Raw genomic sequence first — 15790 nt, forward strand, 5'->3', positions numbered from 1 at the left:
CTGGTATGCGTTGGCTAGCGGTTATTCTGGGAGTGATGCTGATACTACTTCAGTATCGCCTCTGGTTTGGCGAAGGCGTGCGCTCGAAGCGCACCGCCTTGCCGCTACCAGCGAACAATTGCGCGCGGAGAATTACGTGCTGAAAGCGCGCAACGAGGCTTTGGAAGCCGAAGTGAGCGACCTTAAAGAGGGCTTGGACGCTGTCGAAGAACGTGCTCGTAGCGAGCTGGGCATGATCAAGGACGGCGAAATTTTCTATCAAATTGTGGCCGACGAATGAGTAGTGTTGCCGTCCCAAGGATTTGGGCCGTTTTGCCTGCCGCAGGCGTAGGCCGGCGCATGGGGGCGGAGCTTCCAAAGCAGTATTTGCCGCTGCTCGGCGAACCCGTCATCTGCCGAACGCTAAGCTGTTTGCTGGGGCACTCCGCGGTTTATGGTGGCGTGATTGCTTTGGCCGAAGACGATCTGCATTGGGCTACGCTTCAGTATCAAAACGTCAAACCGTTGCACAGAGTGACGGGCGGTGCCGAGCGGCGGGACTCGGTGATGTCGGCTTTGCGCTTCCTGCTGGCGGAAGCCGATGACAGCGATTGGGTGATGGTGCACGATGCCGTACGCCCATGCGTTACTGAGCGGGAGCTTGACCGTCTCGTCGCGCGGGCGACCGCCCACGCCGCCGGCGGGCTGCTTGCCATGCCGGTACGGGATACCTTAAAACGCGAAGGTAGCCAAGGCACGGTTGCCGCTACAACCGACCGCGAAGGGTTGTGGCATGCGCTGACGCCCCAGCTGTTTCCCTTGCGTCTTCTTTACGAGGCGTTACTTGCCGTTATCGATGCCGATACCCCTGTTACCGACGAATCGCAGGCAATGGAATTGCGCGGGCACCGCCCGCTGCTAATAGAGGGTAGTGCAACGAATCTAAAGATTACCCGCCCCTCGGACCTCACCCTGGCCGAGGTTATTTTAAAAAGTTATTCATTAAGCGAGTCGGATACATGCGTATAGGGCAAGGGTTTGACGCGCATCGGTTTGCCCCTGGCAGGCGCTTGGTCATTGGCGGCGTCGATATTCCCTATGACTATGGGATGGAAGCGCACTCCGATGGCGACGTGTTATTGCACGCCATCACGGATGCCATCTTAGGCGCTGCGGGGGAGGGGGATCTGGGGCGTCATTTTCCCGACACGGACCCTAATCTCAGCGGGGTCGATAGCCGCATCTTATTGCGTCGCGCCGTCGAGCTGGCGGCCGCCCAGGGCCTCGGGGTCGGCAACGTCGATGCTACCGTCATTGCGCAGAAACCCAAGCTCGCGCCCTATATCGACGCAATGAAAGCCTGCATAGCCGATGACTTACTAATCGCGCAGAGCGCGGTCAATATCAAGGCAACGACTACCGAAAAGATGGGCTTTACCGGCCGCGGCGAGGGGATCGCCGCGATGGCCGTCGTTTTGTTGGTTCCGCAATCGGATGCAGCGGCGTGAACGGGGCGGAGCTGGCGATGGCAGCTTATGCTTATGGCGAACCGGGCGTGAAGGGGGTATTGCGCGCCGAGCCGGAAGACTTTCAGGTTCTGGAAATCCCCAGCTTTACGCCAAGCGGCGAGGGCGAGCACCTGTTCCTGCTGGTCCGTAAGCGTGGCTGGACAACTGATGCGGTAGCCGGGCTGCTGGCAAAACATCTGGGAGTCTCTCGCCGCCAGGTGAGTTATGCCGGGATGAAGGATCGTTGGGCTGTCACCGAGCAGTGGTTTAGCGTTCAGTTGCCAGGGCGCCCGATTGAGCTTGCCCCCGGTGAACTTGCCGACGGCGTTACTGTGCGGGCGGTTACGCGCAATCTAAGAAAACTACGCCGCGGCGCTTTGGCGGGTAATCGGTTTGTTTTGCGAGTTAGGGACTTGGAAGGCGATCTTAGCTCCCTTTCTCAGCGGCTGCTTTGGGTTGGGAGGTATGGGGTTCCCAACTACTTCGGCGAGCAGCGTTTTGGTCGAGGCGGCGACAACGTCGAACGCTCGCGTGAGATGTTTGCCGGTACTTTTAAGCCGAAAGGGCGCAATTTACGGGGGCTCCTACTGTCGGCGGCACGCGCTCATCTTTTTAACAACGTATTGAGTGCTCGGGTTGCCGACGGTACTTGGAAGCAATCGCTTGACGGCGATTTGATGATGCTCGATGGACGCAATAGCGTGTTTCCCGCTGAGGCAGGAGACGCGAGCCTTGAACGCAGGCTCTTACTACAGCAGATTCATCCGACGGGGCCTTTGCCGGGGCGAGAGACCGGAATGCAGCCTGAAGGTTCGGTAGCGATGTTAGAGGCCGGATTACTAGCGCAAGAGCTGGCCTTGCTCCAAGGTTTGCAGAGTCAGGGCGTCGAGTCGGCGCGGCGTGCGCTGCGCATTCGGGTGGCCGATCTTTGGTGGCGGTTTCCCGAAAATCGAGTTCTGGAACTGGGGTTCGCGCTGCCGGCCGGCGCTTATGCAACGAGCGTTTTACGCGAGCTCGTGCGTGTATAGCCCGTTAGAGTTGGCGACGAAGTAGGACGTATACCGCTCCCGTGCCGCCGTCGACCTGACGTGCGGAGCAAAAGGCGAGCACTTCGTCGCGTTGCCGCAGCCAGTGCTCAACCTTAGTTTTAAGAACAGGGCCTTTATTACTGGATCTGCGGCCTTTTCCGTGAATAATACGGACGCAGCGGAGTTTTCTCTCGCCGCAGGCTTTTAGAAAGTCGGCTACGGCGATTCGGGCTAGCGGAACGGTTAAGCCATGCAAGTCGAGTTCCGACTGCACGCTGTACTGACCGCGACGAAGTTTGCGCAGGACACGATGTTGCAAGCCCGGCCGAGCATACTCAAGCTCCTCGCCGGTAGCGAGGTCGGCCGGCTCGAATAAGTCCGACAGGATGTCGCGCATTACCTGTTGCTCGTCTTCGACGGTTTTGCGCGGCACAGGGGCAGGGCGCGGCGTTGCCGGCACGACCTTATCGGTCGCGAGGCGGCGCACGCCTTGCATGGCTTGTTCGAATAACCGGCGGTCGTCGGGGTCGTCGTCTTGCATGGCCGAGAACTCTAATATTGATCGGCCCAGTATACTAACTAGTACCGCTATTGAGGCGAAGCTTGGTAAGTGCCGTTTGCTGCGATGAAACGGAAGAACATCTCCGGAACGAACAACACTATGCATATTTTGGTAAGTAACGACGATGGCTATCAAGCGGTCGGTATTTTGGCGCTGGCCGAAGCGCTGCGAGCACTCGCGCGGGTAACGGTCGTGGCTCCAGAGCGCGATCGAAGCGGAGCCAGCAACTCTCTGACGCTTGAGTACCCGCTGCGTGCCATGGCAGTGGAAGAGGGGCGTTACCGGGTAGAAGGCACACCTACCGATTGTGTGCATCTGGCCTTGACGGGGCTGCTGGACGAGGAGCCGGATATGGTGGTTTCCGGTATCAATGCCGGTGCCAACCTCGGCGACGATGTGATTTACAGCGGGACGGTGGCTGCCGCTATGGAGGGGCGTTTCCTCGGTTTGCCGGCGATTGCGATGTCGCAAACCTCTTTCGCACCCAAACACCTCGGCTCTTCCGCGCGGGTGGCGGCCGCCTTGATCGAGAAACTGCGCTCGGATCCGCTGCCGTCGGATACCATCCTCAATGTCAATGTCCCGGATTTGCCTTGGGAGGAAATAAAAGGATTTCAGGCGACCCGGCTTGGTAGGCGGCATCGGGCGGAACCAGTGATAAAAGCGGAAGACCCGCGAGGCCGACCTATTTATTGGATTGGGCCGGCGGGGTTGGAAGAAGACGCCGGCCCCGGTACGGATTTCCACGCGGTAGCGAATGGCTATGTGTCGGTAACGCCTATTCAGGTCGATCTGACGCGTTATCAAGCGTTAGATCAGGTTGCCGGTTGGGTGCAGGGCCTGTCATGATCGATCCGACCCTTCTTCAAGGCCGCGGTATGACGTCGCAAAGAACGCGCGATCGCTTGGCGGCACGACTGCGGGATGAAGGCATCACCGATCCTCGCGTATTGGAAGTGATGCGCACCGTACCGCGACATATCTTTGTCGATGAAGCGTTGGCAAGCCGCTCCTACGACGATACGGCTTTACCGATCGGGCACGGGCAAACGATTTCGCAGCCTTACATTGTTGCCCGTATGACAGAGTTGTTGACCGAGCAGGGTTTGCCCGAGCGTGTGTTAGAGATAGGTACCGGTTCCGGCTATCAAGCAGCTGTGCTTGCCCAGCTTGGCGTACAGGTTTATACCATTGAGCGAATAAAAGCGTTATCGGAGCAGGCACGGGAGCGTTTTCGCGCCTTAAAGTTATGGAATATCCGTGCGCGATATGGCGATGGCAGTAACGGCTGGCCCCAATACGCGCCGTATGACGGTATTGTATTAACGGCAGCGCCGGAAGCAGTTCCCCAAGCTTTATTCGAGCAATTGGCACCCGGCGGACGTATGGTCGCGCCGGTAGGCGACGCAAATCGGCAAGAACTCGTTATTTTCGAGCGAGCCGATGAAGGGATTGTGCGACGAGTCGACAGTGAGGTGAGTTTCGTGCCAATGTTGGGTGGTGAGCAATGAAAGGGCCTTTCGCGTGGTTGTATGAGACAGTACTTCGTTGGGCTGCCCATCGGCATGCAGCGTGGTATCTCGGTGGCTTGAGCTTTGCGGAGTCCTCGTTTTTTCCGATTCCGCCCGATGTGATGCTGGCACCGATGTCGTTGGCGCAGCCGAACAAGGCGCTACGCTTTGCCTTTATCACCACAGTGACGTCGGTCGCCGGCGGCGTATTAGGGTACCTGATCGGCCTTTTTGCTTTAGAGGCCGTTGCGCCACTGATTCAGGAGGCCGGTTATTGGGACGAGTACCTGCGCGCACAGGAGTGGTTCTTAGTTTGGGGGTTTTGGGTCGTTCTCGTGGCTGGGTTTTCGCCGATCCCCTATAAAGTGTTTACCATAGCGGCCGGTGCCGCTAGTCTGGCGTTAGTGCCGTTTATTATTGCCTCCTTCATAGGTCGTGGCGCCCGCTTCTTTTTAGTAGCGTTGCTAGTGTCGTGGGGCGGGCCCAAAATGGAGCCCTGGATTCGAACGTATATAGAGCGCATCGGGTGGGCTACCGTAGCGCTGTTGGTTGTCGGTGTTCTATTGATGCGAGCCTAATGCGCTACTGGTTTGGTTTGACGGTTCTGGCAGCTGTGCTGGCTGCCTTATCGGGTTGTGCCAGCTTCTCCGCAGGCGGCGATGACATTCACGTCGTCCAGCGGGGAGATACCTTATATTCGATTGCTTGGCGCAATAACGTCGATTATCGGACCGTCGCCCGCATTAATCATATCGAGCCGCCTTACGTGATCTACCCTGGGCAGCGCTTGCGTCTTCACAGCCCAGGAGGCGGGCGCTCGTTAACCGACGGGCAAAGACCGGAAACACAAGCATTAGCGAGTGGCAGCGGCGGATCCGGGCCAAGGCCATTGGCGCCGCACCAACGTCGTTCCCCGCAAGCGTTAGGGCGTCCGCTGCGGGACGATCAATCGCGGCAGACGGCTTCTGCCGCGCCTTCTGAGCCACCACGTTCAGCGCCGGCCCCTGAGGAGCGGCAGACAACTGCGGCAGCACCGCCGCAAACGCCTGCAAGCCGTCCAGCCGAGAGTACCGCGTCCGCCCAGGCGACCACCCGGCCACGGCCTCCCGCGCCTACTCGTCCGTCCAGTCCTCCTCGCTCGTCAGGGGGCGATATTAGTTGGCAATGGCCAACCGATGGCGGGATCAGTAAAGCTTTTTCCGCGAGTGCGGATGGCAAGCGAGGCGTCAACATTAATGGACAAATCGGCCAAGCTGTCAGGGCAGCAGCGGATGGGCGGGTTGTGTATAGCGGCAGCGGCTTGCGAGGCTATGGCAATCTTATTATCGTTAAACACGATGGGCGTTATTTGACGGCCTACGGGTATAACAATCAATTGTTGGTTACGGAGGGCGATACCGTCAGTGCCGGACAGCGGATTGCCACGATGGGGATGGGCTCCGGCGGCGGGCCGGCGCTCCATTTCGAGTTGCGTCGAGATGGCGAGGCCGTTGATCCCGTCGGTTATTTGCCAAAGCGATAAGCGCCTCCGACTGTCCCTTGCGGGGTGGTAAGGTCTGTGGCTTTCGCCTCAACCATTGACCCTCTAAATAGGGTCCTGGAAAGGGCATAAAGCCGCCGCGCCTGCTGTAGCTTTTTCGATTTTTACTCAATTCTCATACAAGTGCCTGGTTTGTATTGTTTTTCCCTTAAATTAACCATTCGTCTTGCAAGTAAGCCCTTTTATCTTATTCCACCATTTTAGCGTTGCATGTTCGGTCAAGCCCGGCATATAGTGTTGGTTGACAACAAAAAAAGTCGGTTAGGGCTGTCGATTCGCCGCGTTATCGAGCACATAGAAGGCTCGGATAAAACTACAAGAAGGCGAAAGGCGGCTAACAGGAGGGGATTAACAATGACCAACCGGCAATCGTTGGCAGTCAGTGCCGCTCCGACGGAATTCGTAGAAGCTCCGGAAGAAGAGGTACTGTTGCTAGAAGGCGATGACCCTGATGACAGGGAACTTGAAACCACACCAGAGGCAGAGAACGAAGCGGTTGAAGAAGGGGTGTTTGCTGCCGGCGAGAGTCTGCAGTCCAGCCTCGATGCAACGCAGCTTTATCTTAACGAGATTGGCTATTCGCCTTTGCTTAGCGCGGAAGAAGAAGTTTATTTTGCGCGTCGAGCGCAAGCGGGCGACGCGGCGGCTCGGACGCGAATGATCGAGAGCAACCTGCGTCTGGTGGTTAAAATCGCCCGTCGATACATGAACCGTGGCCTTGCATTTCTCGATCTGATCGAGGAAGGCAATCTTGGGTTGATACGCGCTGTCGAGAAGTTCGACCCGGAGCGTGGATTCCGTTTCTCGACGTACGCAACTTGGTGGATTCGCCAGACCATTGAACGGGCCATTATGAATCAAAGCCGTACGATTCGGCTGCCGATTCACGTCATAAAAGAAATTAATCAATACCTACGAACTGCACGTAAGCTGACGCAGTGTCTTGATCATGAGCCGACAGTAGAAGAAATCGCCGAGGCTATGGGGCGACCGGTCGAGGACGTGCGGCGAATGATGGGCTTGAACGAAAGTACAACGTCGGTCGATGTACCTATTGGGAAGGACGCCGACAGAGTATTGTTGGACGCCATCCCCGACGAAAACTGTGCCGATCCGGTCTCCACCTTGCAGAACAGTGCTGTAGCGGTCCAGTTGGATAGTTGGTTAGACCAACTCAGCGAAAAGCAGCGCGCGGTCGTTGAGCGGCGTTTCGGTTTGCGGGGACACGAGAAAGCGACCCTGGAGCAGGTTGGGAGCGAGATAGGGGTAACGCGGGAGCGTGTTCGCCAGATTCAGATCGATGCACTGAAGAAGCTGCGGGAAATGATGGAGCGATCCGGCTTCTCGCAAGAGGCTGTTTTCGACTAAATGCCAGCGCCCTGCGGCAGCCGTTCTACGGGAAGGCTGCTGTGGGGCGTTTATCGCACGAGCAAGCCCGCGGCTACGCGGCGTCCTTCCGCCATCAGGATGTTGAACGTACGACACGCAGCGGCAGTGTCCATAACTTCGACGCCGATACCCTGTTTTATGACGTCGCGAAGTAAGCCCAGGTCGGGGAACGTTTGACGTTCGCCCGTGCCGAGTAGGATCACTTCCGGCTCGAATTCGGTGAGTACGGCTAGGTCTTGCGGCGTGAGCTGCTCGACGCTCAGGGCGGGCCAATCTCTTACCAAGGTGTCGAGCGTGACGACCACATTGGTTTCCAGAACTTCCTGGTTTACCGTTATGCGGCCGGGTTCGTAACCTCGGATGCGGTAGCTAGCGGTGCCGAACTCTTCGCTGAATTTCATGCGCAAACCTTATAGCAGTGAGGGTGGGCTGGCAACTGCGCACATTGACAGTTGCATGTTAGACCATTAATTTGCCGGCCTGACACCTAGGTGCGAGTATAGGCGCCGATTCTACGCGATCAAGGCAGCGTGGAATATATGCCTTTTAGCGTCGCTTGCTCCGGGCTGCAGAAGGACAAGTAACGTCAGTGTTTTCTCGGGCTTCGTGCCTGTTTCACAGCGGGACGCGGAAGCCCATGAAGTATTGCGCCGACTAAGGTATGGTTGTACCCCGTCGGTGCGCCGATTTTGTTGCACCGTCGAAAGTTAGGTTTGTAGGATGCCCTGATAGGGGAGGCAGGCTGTTGAATTCTGTAAAGGTCGGTTTGTTAGGCCTCGGTACCGTCGGTTCCGGCACGGTTAATTTGCTTACGCGAAATAGCGATGAAATTACGCGACGTGCGGGACGTGGCATTAGTATCGTGCATGCCGCAGCGCGGCATCTGGATCGTGCACGCAACTGTAGCACCGAGGGTATTACGCTGACCAACGACCCTTTCGAGGTGGTCGATAATCCGGAGTTGGAGGTTATCGTCGAGTTGATCGGCGGCGAGGAGCCGGCCCGAGAGCTGGTACTGCGCGCGATCGATAGCGGTAAGCACGTGGTTACCGCTAACAAAGCGTTAATCGCTAAACACGGCAACGAAATTTTCGAACATGCCCGCGAGCGGGGTGTGACAGTGGCCTTCGAGGCGGCGGTTGCCGGCGGTATCCCCATCATTAAAGCCATTCGCGAAGGCCTGACCGGTAACCGTATCGAATGGTTGGCGGGCATCATCAACGGCACGGCTAACTTCATCCTGACCGAGATGTTCTACGAACAGCGGGACTTTGCCGAAGTGCTAGCGGAGGCCCAGCGGCTTGGTTACGCGGAGGCTGATCCGACCTTCGATATCGAAGGGGTCGACGCTGCCCACAAGCTCACCATCCTGGCATCGATCGCGTTCGGTATCCCGTTGCAGTTCGATAAGGTCCATGTCGAGGGCATTAGCCATATCACGCGCGACGATGTCGAATACGCGGAAGAGCTGGGCTACCGAATCAAGCACTTAGGCATCTGTCGTCACCACGGTAGCGGTAACGGCATTGTGTTACGCGTGCATCCGACCCTGCTGCCGTCGCGACAGCTGCTGGCAAATGTCAACGGCGTGATGAATGCGGTGATGGTAAGCGGCGATGCGGTCGGTTCTACCTTATACTATGGCCCCGGCGCCGGTTCGGAACCCACCGCTTCGGCTGTAGTCGCGGACTTGGTCGACGTCGTTCGCGAGTTCAACTTGGAGCCAGAGAACCGCGTACCGTATTTGGCGTTCCAATCGCATGCGTTGTCGGACGAAACCGTGCTGGCTATCGGTGCGGTGGAAACGGCGTACTACTTACGGATGCAAGCCCTGGACGAGCCCGGTGTGTTGGCCGATGTCACCCGTATCTTGGGCAATTTCGGGATCAGCATCGAGGCCATCTTGCAAAAGCAGCCGGCGCCGGAGGCGGATCACGTGCCTGTTATTCTGCTGACCCACCGCGTCAAAGAGTCGCAGATGAATCAGGCAATCGAACAGATTGAAGCATTAGGGTCCATTCAGGGCCGGGTCACCCGGATTCGAGTGGAAAACCTGGAATAAGAACTGATAGGGGCCTTAGGCCCCGTTGACTGCGAGCGAAGCTGCTATGCCATTCCGACCCCGTTATACCGGCCTTATCGCCAAGTACAAAGACCGTTTGCCGGTCAAGGACGACACCCGTTTGATCAGCTTAGGCGAAGGGAATACCCCTTTGATTAAGTTGAATAATATTGCGCGCGAACTCGGACAAGACTGCGATATTTACGTTAAATTCGAAGGCTTGAATCCGACCGGCTCGTTCAAGGACCGCGGCATGACGATGGCCGTGACGAAAGCGGTAGAAGAGGGCAGCCGGGCCATTATTTGCGCATCGACAGGTAATACCTCGGCCTCCGCTGCCGCCTATGCGGCGCGGGCGGGTATTAAGGCTTTCGTGTTGATTCCCGAAGGCAAAATTGCCATGGGTAAACTGGCCCAGGCGATCATGCACGGCGCCGAAGTTATTCAAATTCAAGGTAACTTCGACGAGGGTATGCGCTTGGTGAAAGAGGTCGCCGGGGAAGCACCAGTGACCATCGTTAACTCGATCAATCCCTTCCGCCTGCAAGGGCAGAAAACGGCGGCCTTCGAGATCGTCGAGGAGCTGGAGCGAGCGCCGGATTATCACTGCTTGCCGGTCGGCAACGCCGGGAATATTACGGCGCATTGGATCGGTTACAGCGAATACGCCGGTGTCGACACCGCTGCTAATAACTATTCGCAAGGGCATAGCCGATTTGCGAGCGCTATTGTCGGTACCCGACCGAAGATGATCGGTTATCAAGCAGCGGGCAGTGCGCCGTTTATTCGCGGCGCGATGGTCGATAACCCGGAAACGGTGGCCACCGCCATTCGCATCGGGCATCCACAATCCTGGGATTATGCGTGGAAGGCACAGGAAGAGTCCGGTGGCTGGTTCGACGAGTGCAGCGACGAAGAAATTCTTGCCACCCAACGGTTGTTAGCGCAGAAAGAAGGTGTGTTCTGCGAGCCGGCTTCGGCAACCTCGCTGGCAGGCGCATTAAGGGATATTAAAAACGGCAAGATTCCGGAAGGTAGTACGGTCGTGTGTACCCTAACGGGCCATGGGTTAAAAGATCCCGATATTGTTATTCAGCAGGCTGGGGCGCCGATTAAACCGGTAGAGGCAACGCTCGATGCCGTTAAATCGGCCATTCTTGGTCGTTTATGACGGCTGCTATTCGCTGCCGACGCCATGTCTGACGGGCGGCAATTACGCCTAATCGTTCCCGGCCTGCTGGGGCCGCTGCCGAGGGTGGCCAATCCCGAGCGGTTGCCCCGTCTGCCGGCGTTGGAAGTTATTCTCGGGCGCGGTCGTATGACCGCGCTTTCCGTTCGCACATCTTCTCCTGTGCTGATTCAATCCCAGTTTGTTGCAGCGCCCAGCCAGTGTTTACCCGCCGGGCCGGTTGCCGCCTTGGGCGATGGCATTGAAGCGGGAGAGGGCTATTGGTTTTGTGCCGATCCGGTGCATCTGCACGCGGATCTCGATCGTCTGACCTTGATGAGCGAGCCGGACCTCATTACTAGCCCCGACGAAGCCGCCAGCTTTATTGCCGAGTTGAACGAATTCCTGCGCGATGACGGGATGCGGCTGGAGTACGGCGCGCCTACGCGCTGGTACCTGCATTGTGTCGAAGCGCCAAACTTGACGACTACGCCGACGATAGAGGTCAAAGGACACTCCGTTGGCGACAGCCTGCCCTCCGGTCCGGATGCCGGTCGGTGGGCGCGGCTACAAAGCGAACTTCAGATGCTGCTCCACAGTAGCGCGGCGAACCGAGAGCGTACGAGTCGGGGGCTGGTGCCGGTTAATGCACTTTGGCTCTGGGGCGGCGGGAGGCTCGCCGATGCGAAGGCGGAGCCGTATTGGACCGATGTGCTGACAGACGACCCGCTGGCAGGCGGTTGGGCGCGTTTAGCGGCTGCTACCGTGAGGGGAGCCGCGACCGGATTTGAGAATGTCGGCCAGCGGGTGCTCGGGGTTGACTGTCGACTCGACGATGTGGTCGCCGGAGGCGACGTTTATCGCGCGTGGCAAGGTTTGGAGCGCCTAGAAGCTGAGTGGTTCGCGCCGGCATTGGCCGCCTTGCAGGCAGGGGAGTTCGACAGCCTTGAGTTACAAACGGGGAGCGTACGATGCTCCTTACGTCGTAGCGACCGATGGCGCGTTTGGCGGCGTCTAAAACCTTTGCACGAAACTATGGAAGAGCAAGGCCGTTTATGAGTAAGCGTATACGGCGTCGAGCGGCGATCTACCCAGAGTCCGCCTTTGACGGTGTTCACCCCTTATTGGCCCGTGTTTATGCGCGGCGTGAGCAGGCGACACCGGGTGCGACGGGGGGGGCTTATCCGATCTGCTAAATGCCGATCGCTTGTTGGGTATCGAGGATGCCGTCTGTTTGCTTGAAGATGCCTTGTGGAGTCAGGCGCGGATTCTGATCGTCGGCGACTTCGACGCCGACGGCGCAACGAGTTGCGCCGTGGCTATACGTGCTTTACGGGCACTGGGCGCTCAGCATGTCGATTACCTGGTCCCGAATCGCTTCACCTATGGCTACGGTTTGACGCCGGAAATCGTCGATCTGGCGGCGGAGAAAGAGCCTGATTTGCTCATTACCGTCGATAATGGGATTTCTAGCATCGAGGGGGTGCGCGCTGCCCGTGCTCTCGGTATCGCGGTTCTTGTCACCGATCACCATCTGCCTGGGGCTGAGTTACCGGCGGCCGATGCAATCGTTAACCCCAATTTGCCGGATTGCGACTTCCCGAGTAAAAACCTGGCGGGCGTGGGCGTAATCTTTTACATCATGTTGGCGCTGAGAAAGCGGTTACGGGCTACCCAGTGGTTTAGCGAAACCGGCTTGGCGGAGCCAAACATGGCTAATTTGTTGGATCTGGTCGGTTTGGGTACGGTGGCGGATGTCGTCGTGCTAGATGCCAATAACCGGATCTTCGTCGACCAGGCCCTGCGGCGGATTCGAGCGGGCAAGACCGTGCCCGGCGTTCGGGCATTGCTAGAGGTTGCCGGGCGCGATTATCGGCGCATTGTTGCCGCCGATTTAGGGTTTGCCGTCGGCCCTCGGCTTAACGCAGCTGGGCGGCTGGAGGATATGAGCCTTGGCATCGAGTGCCTGCTAACGGACGACCCGGGTCAGGCGCGGGAGTATGCAGAGCGTTTAGACGATCTTAACCGTCAGCGTCGGGAAATCGAATCGCAAATGCAGGAGGAGGCGCTCGCGGACTTGAACCGGCTTCGCTTGCAGTGGGATGCCAAACAAGTGCCTGCCGGCATTTGCTTGATGGACGAAGGTTGGCATCAGGGCGTTATCGGGATTCTAGCTTCGCGCATTAAGGAGCGCTTCCACCGCCCAGTGGTTGCATTTGCCCCCGCCGGCGACGGAAGCTTGAAAGGCTCCGCTCGCTCGATCTCCGGCCTCCACATGCGCGACTTGCTAGACCTTATGGCGACTCGGCATCCGGGCCTGATCGAACGGTTTGGGGGGCATGCCATGGCGGCCGGCCTTAGTATCCCCGAGCACAATTACGGGCAGTTCGAGCAGGTATTCGCAGATACGGTCGACGAAGTCGTAGAGCCCGAGCTATTAGAAGAAGTGTTACTTAGCGATGGTTCTCTCGCCCCCCAGGAGTTTCAGCTCGAGGTCGCGGACACTTTGCGTGATGGCGGTCCCTGGGGGCAGGGTTTCCCTGAGCCGAGGTTTGACGGGAGATTCGAGATCGGGGAGAGCCGTATCGTTGGCGAGAAACACCTTAAGTTCAGTCTGCGTCCGCCGGGAGGACGGGAGTGGTTAGATGGTATTGCGTTTAATGCGGTCGAGCGTGGCTGGGGTTCGTTGCAAGGCGAGGTGACCGCGCTGTATCGCTTGGACGTAAACGAATTCCGTGGACGTCGTAGCGTTCAGCTGATGCTCGAGCATCTAGAGCCTTGATCCAGATCACCGGAAAATTGCTGCAATCGGCATCGCTGGAAGCCTGGGGCGGCAAAAGAGGTCGAATATGATAAAAATAGCCGCCGAGAGCGCAGTATGTCTCTCGGCGGCTATTTTTTATTCTCCCCGCGCTTGTAACGTTTTCTCGATGTCGGCAGCGGGTAGCGACGCCAAGTCGCGGAGATCCGCCACGATCGTTGCTGCGGTTTCCAGCAGCGTGTCCGGCATTTTGTCGAGCAGATCGTGCTCAATCGAGTCAAGTTTCTCCAGCCCGTATATCTCCCGACGGCGGTTTATGTACTCCAGCCGTTCGGCTTGTAGTCTATCGCGCTCGGCACGTCGCGCCTTCTCCGTTAACGGGGCGCTATCGACTCTTTGTAGACTGCGTAGATAGGCGTACTCGTCCAATAGCGCTTGGAAGGCTTTATCTTCGGCGCTACGCGATTCATGCCGTTCGCGCAGTGCGGGGAGTAGCGTATCCAGGGCGCGTTCGCGGCGGAAAGAGACGGCGCGGATTTCCCCCCAGGGGAGGGCATTACCAACGGCGTCCTCGCCGAACTCGTCCGGGCTAACCGGGCTCGGTAAGGTAATGTCGGGAACTACCCCTCGCTGCTGCGTGCTGCCGCCGCTGACGCGGTAGAACTTGGCAATAGTCAGCTTAAGGCGGCCGGCAGGATCCCTCGAGCGCAGGCCGAAGTGGTCTAAATCGACCAGGTTTTGCACGGTGCCTTTGCCGAACGTTTGCTGGCCAACGATGATGCCGCGGCCGTGGTCTTGGATCGCAGCGGCGAAGATCTCGGAGGCGGAAGCGCTAAAACGGTCGACCATAACGGCAAGAGGGCCGTCATAAACGGCTTCGGAGCTGCTATCGCGTAGGATTTCGACGTCTCCGGAGCTACGGCGCACCTGTACGACCGGGGCACCTGGCAAAAACAGCCCGGTCAGCTCGGTCGCTTCGCGTAACGAACCGCCGCCATTTCCGCGCAGATCGATGACTAGCCCGTCAATGCCGCCGTCTTCTTCCAGCTCGGCGATTAAACGGCGCACGTCGCGGGTCGTACTCCGGTAGTTGCGGTCGCCGGCGTCGGCCGCCTGGAAGTCCATGTAGAAGGTCGGTAGCTTAATGACGCCGATACGTTGCTTATCGTCGCCGGTACCGGTTTCCAGAACCTTAGATTGGGCTGCCTGCGCCTCGAGTTTGACTTCGTTACGTACAAGCTCGACCACCCGCGGCGTGGTATCGCCGGAGGACGGTAGAACCTGGATTCGTACAACCGATTCTTTCGGGCCGCGAATCAAATCAACGACATCTTGTAACCGCCAGCCGACTACGTCTTCCAGCTCGCCGTCTTTGCCTTGGCCGACGGCCAGAATCCGGTCGCCCGGCTGTATCCGGCCGTTTTCGGCTGCAGGCCCGCCCGGTACTAACTCGACGACTTCGGTCATGTCGTGTTCGCTACGTAGCACCGCACCGATGCCCTCGAGAGACAGCCGCATGTGAATGTCGAAGTTCTCGGATAGACGAGGCGACATGTAGGCGGTATGCGGGTCAAAGGTATTGGCCCAGGCGTTCATGTAGATTTCGAAAACGTCTTCCGGGCTGTGCTCGTTCGCGGCCCGCGCTAGCCGCTCATAGCGAGCCGTTAGGATCTCTTTGACCCTATCCCATTCTTGGTCGGCCAGGCGTAATGTCAGTGCGTCATGTTGAACGCGCTTACGCCACAATTCGTCAAGCTCTTCGCTCGTTTTGGCCCACTTGGCTTCGGAACGGTCCAACTCAATACGATCGTCGTCGGCAAAGCCCTCTAGACCATCGTTGAGTATGGCTTTGGCAACGCTAACGCGTTCCTTCACCCGCTTTTGGTAACGATTAAAGATTTGGTACGCGGCCGTAAGCTCGCCTCGCCGAAAGCTACTATCGAGGCGATTGCGATATCGGCTTAAGTCCTCGATGTCTTCGGCTAGGAAGTAGTACCGATCGCGGTCCAGCGCATCGAGATAAGCGTCAAACACCGTTTGCGATAGCTTGTCGTCGATGATCTGGGTGCGATAGTGATGTTGCGATAATAAATCGCTCACCAGCCGCGCTTTCTGGATATGAATCGGTTCGGGCGCCAGTGGCGTACCAACCTTGCCGTTGGCTGCGTCATCGCTAGCAGATTGCACATGGCCTGCTAGTGGAGTCAGCAGCACAAGTAGGCTGAGCATGATTAAGCCGCGATAGCGGTTACGCATCCACTTCATCATTATCTCGCTTCTTG

General features: G+C 57.9%; 16 protein-coding genes and 1 pseudogene. 14 read left to right on the forward strand and 3 right to left on the reverse strand.

Annotation, left to right across the window (positions count from 1 at the left end):
- Positions 1–5: 5 nt before the first annotated feature.
- The 4 genes and pseudogenes from ftsB to truD all read left to right on the forward strand — a co-directional run bounded on the left by ftsB (position 6) and on the right by truD (position 2515).
- Positions 6–280 (forward strand): annotated as a pseudogene (gene ftsB, locus CAI21_RS13205) (cell division protein FtsB).
- The gene (gene ispD, locus CAI21_RS13210; RefSeq protein WP_116302711.1) at positions 277–1008 is read left to right on the forward strand and encodes a 2-C-methyl-D-erythritol 4-phosphate cytidylyltransferase; all 732 of its coding nucleotides are present in this window, start codon (positions 277–279) and stop codon (positions 1006–1008) included. Before ftsB ends, ispD begins: the two are co-directional and overlap by 4 nt.
- Positions 999–1487, forward strand: a complete 489-nt coding sequence (ispF, locus tag CAI21_RS13215; RefSeq protein ID WP_116302712.1) for a 2-C-methyl-D-erythritol 2,4-cyclodiphosphate synthase — start codon at positions 999–1001, stop codon at positions 1485–1487. Before ispD ends, ispF begins: the two co-directional genes overlap by 10 nt.
- 17 nt (positions 1488–1504) lie before the next feature.
- Positions 1505–2515 (forward strand): tRNA pseudouridine(13) synthase TruD, encoded by a 1011-nt coding sequence (gene truD, locus CAI21_RS13220; protein ID WP_116302772.1) that lies wholly within the window; start codon positions 1505–1507, stop codon positions 2513–2515.
- A gap of 4 nt (positions 2516–2519) precedes the next feature.
- Here truD and CAI21_RS13225 read toward each other — a convergent pair whose 3' ends face one another.
- The gene (locus tag CAI21_RS13225) at positions 2520–3056 is read right to left on the reverse strand and encodes a Smr/MutS family protein (RefSeq protein WP_116302713.1); all 537 of its coding nucleotides are present in this window, start codon (positions 3054–3056) and stop codon (positions 2520–2522) included.
- Positions 3057–3176: 120 nt separating this feature from the next.
- Between CAI21_RS13225 and surE the strand changes: the two genes are divergently transcribed.
- The 5 genes from surE (at position 3177) to rpoS (ending at position 7496) form a co-directional block, all read left to right on the forward strand.
- Complete coding sequence (surE, locus tag CAI21_RS13230; protein WP_116302714.1) at positions 3177–3926, forward strand: 5'/3'-nucleotidase SurE; 750 nt, start codon at positions 3177–3179, stop codon at positions 3924–3926.
- Positions 3923–4588 carry a protein-L-isoaspartate(D-aspartate) O-methyltransferase gene (locus tag CAI21_RS13235; RefSeq protein ID WP_116302715.1) on the forward strand — a complete coding sequence of 222 codons (666 nt, stop codon included), beginning with the start codon at positions 3923–3925 and terminating at the stop codon, positions 4586–4588. Before surE ends, CAI21_RS13235 begins: the two co-directional genes overlap by 4 nt.
- Complete coding sequence (locus CAI21_RS13240) at positions 4585–5166, forward strand: YqaA family protein (RefSeq protein WP_116302716.1); 582 nt, start codon at positions 4585–4587, stop codon at positions 5164–5166. The genes CAI21_RS13235 and CAI21_RS13240 overlap by 4 nt, the downstream gene beginning before the upstream one ends.
- Positions 5166–6110: a peptidoglycan DD-metalloendopeptidase family protein gene (locus CAI21_RS13245; RefSeq protein ID WP_116302717.1), complete on the forward strand. Its 945-nt coding sequence runs from the start codon at positions 5166–5168 to the stop codon at positions 6108–6110. Before CAI21_RS13240 ends, CAI21_RS13245 begins: the two co-directional genes overlap by 1 nt.
- A gap of 372 nt (positions 6111–6482) precedes the next feature.
- Positions 6483–7496 (forward strand): RNA polymerase sigma factor RpoS, encoded by a 1014-nt coding sequence (gene rpoS / locus CAI21_RS13250; protein ID WP_116302718.1) that lies wholly within the window; start codon positions 6483–6485, stop codon positions 7494–7496.
- Between the two features lie 50 nt (positions 7497–7546).
- On the opposite strand, the gene CAI21_RS13255 is transcribed toward rpoS, so the two are convergent.
- A complete protein-coding gene (locus CAI21_RS13255) occupies positions 7547–7918 on the reverse strand; it encodes an Mth938-like domain-containing protein (RefSeq protein ID WP_116302719.1) in 372 nt (123 codons plus the stop codon).
- A gap of 344 nt (positions 7919–8262) precedes the next feature.
- Between CAI21_RS13255 and CAI21_RS13260 the strand changes: the two genes are divergently transcribed.
- Genes CAI21_RS13260 through recJ form a run of 5 tightly spaced genes read left to right on the forward strand, consistent with a single transcriptional unit; the run spans position 8263 to position 13529 of the window.
- A complete protein-coding gene (locus CAI21_RS13260; RefSeq protein WP_116302720.1) occupies positions 8263–9579 on the forward strand; it encodes a homoserine dehydrogenase in 1317 nt (438 codons plus the stop codon).
- 46 nt (positions 9580–9625) lie between these two features.
- Entirely contained in the window at positions 9626–10750 is a 1125-nt protein-coding gene (gene thrC / locus CAI21_RS13265) for a threonine synthase (protein WP_116302721.1), read from the forward strand.
- Between the two features lie 24 nt (positions 10751–10774).
- On the forward strand, positions 10775–11806 hold the full coding sequence (locus tag CAI21_RS13270; RefSeq protein ID WP_116302722.1) for a hypothetical protein: 1032 nt from the start codon (positions 10775–10777) through the stop codon (positions 11804–11806).
- Entirely contained in the window at positions 11803–11943 is a 141-nt protein-coding gene (locus CAI21_RS23210) for a hypothetical protein (protein ID WP_181919418.1), read from the forward strand. The genes CAI21_RS13270 and CAI21_RS23210 overlap by 4 nt, the downstream gene beginning before the upstream one ends.
- A gap of 14 nt (positions 11944–11957) precedes the next feature.
- Positions 11958–13529, forward strand: a complete 1572-nt coding sequence (gene recJ / locus CAI21_RS13275; RefSeq protein WP_258868113.1) for a single-stranded-DNA-specific exonuclease RecJ — start codon at positions 11958–11960, stop codon at positions 13527–13529.
- Between the two features lie 117 nt (positions 13530–13646).
- Here the strand turns inward: recJ and CAI21_RS13280 are convergent, their stop codons facing one another.
- A complete protein-coding gene (locus CAI21_RS13280) occupies positions 13647–15776 on the reverse strand; it encodes a carboxy terminal-processing peptidase (RefSeq protein ID WP_181919419.1) in 2130 nt (709 codons plus the stop codon).
- Between the last annotated feature and the right edge of the window lie 14 nt (positions 15777–15790).

Origin of the sequence: Alkalilimnicola ehrlichii, from assembly GCF_003399765.1 — a bacterium.
In the GTDB taxonomy this organism is placed as follows: Bacteria; Pseudomonadota; Gammaproteobacteria; order Nitrococcales; family AK92; genus AK92.

Coding starts and splice junctions, on each gene's coding strand:
- ispD (WP_116302711.1), top strand. CDS start 277: ATGAGTAGTGTTGCCGTCCCAAGGATTTGGGCCGTTTTGCCTGCCGCA.
- ispF (WP_116302712.1), top strand. CDS start 999: ATGCGTATAGGGCAAGGGTTTGACGCGCATCGGTTTGCCCCTGGCAGG.
- truD (WP_116302772.1), top strand. CDS start 1,505: ATGGCAGCTTATGCTTATGGCGAACCGGGCGTGAAGGGGGTATTGCGC.
- CAI21_RS13225 (WP_116302713.1), bottom strand. CDS start 3,056: ATGCAAGACGACGACCCCGACGACCGCCGGTTATTCGAACAAGCCATG.
- surE (WP_116302714.1), top strand. CDS start 3,177: ATGCATATTTTGGTAAGTAACGACGATGGCTATCAAGCGGTCGGTATT.
- CAI21_RS13235 (WP_116302715.1), top strand. CDS start 3,923: ATGATCGATCCGACCCTTCTTCAAGGCCGCGGTATGACGTCGCAAAGA.
- CAI21_RS13240 (WP_116302716.1), top strand. CDS start 4,585: ATGAAAGGGCCTTTCGCGTGGTTGTATGAGACAGTACTTCGTTGGGCT.
- CAI21_RS13245 (WP_116302717.1), top strand. CDS start 5,166: ATGCGCTACTGGTTTGGTTTGACGGTTCTGGCAGCTGTGCTGGCTGCC.
- rpoS (WP_116302718.1), top strand. CDS start 6,483: ATGACCAACCGGCAATCGTTGGCAGTCAGTGCCGCTCCGACGGAATTC.
- CAI21_RS13255 (WP_116302719.1), bottom strand. CDS start 7,918: ATGAAATTCAGCGAAGAGTTCGGCACCGCTAGCTACCGCATCCGAGGT.
- thrC (WP_116302721.1), top strand. CDS start 9,626: ATGCCATTCCGACCCCGTTATACCGGCCTTATCGCCAAGTACAAAGAC.
- CAI21_RS13270 (WP_116302722.1), top strand. CDS start 10,775: ATGTCTGACGGGCGGCAATTACGCCTAATCGTTCCCGGCCTGCTGGGG.
- CAI21_RS23210 (WP_181919418.1), top strand. CDS start 11,803: ATGAGTAAGCGTATACGGCGTCGAGCGGCGATCTACCCAGAGTCCGCC.
- CAI21_RS13280 (WP_181919419.1), bottom strand. CDS start 15,776: ATGATGAAGTGGATGCGTAACCGCTATCGCGGCTTAATCATGCTCAGC.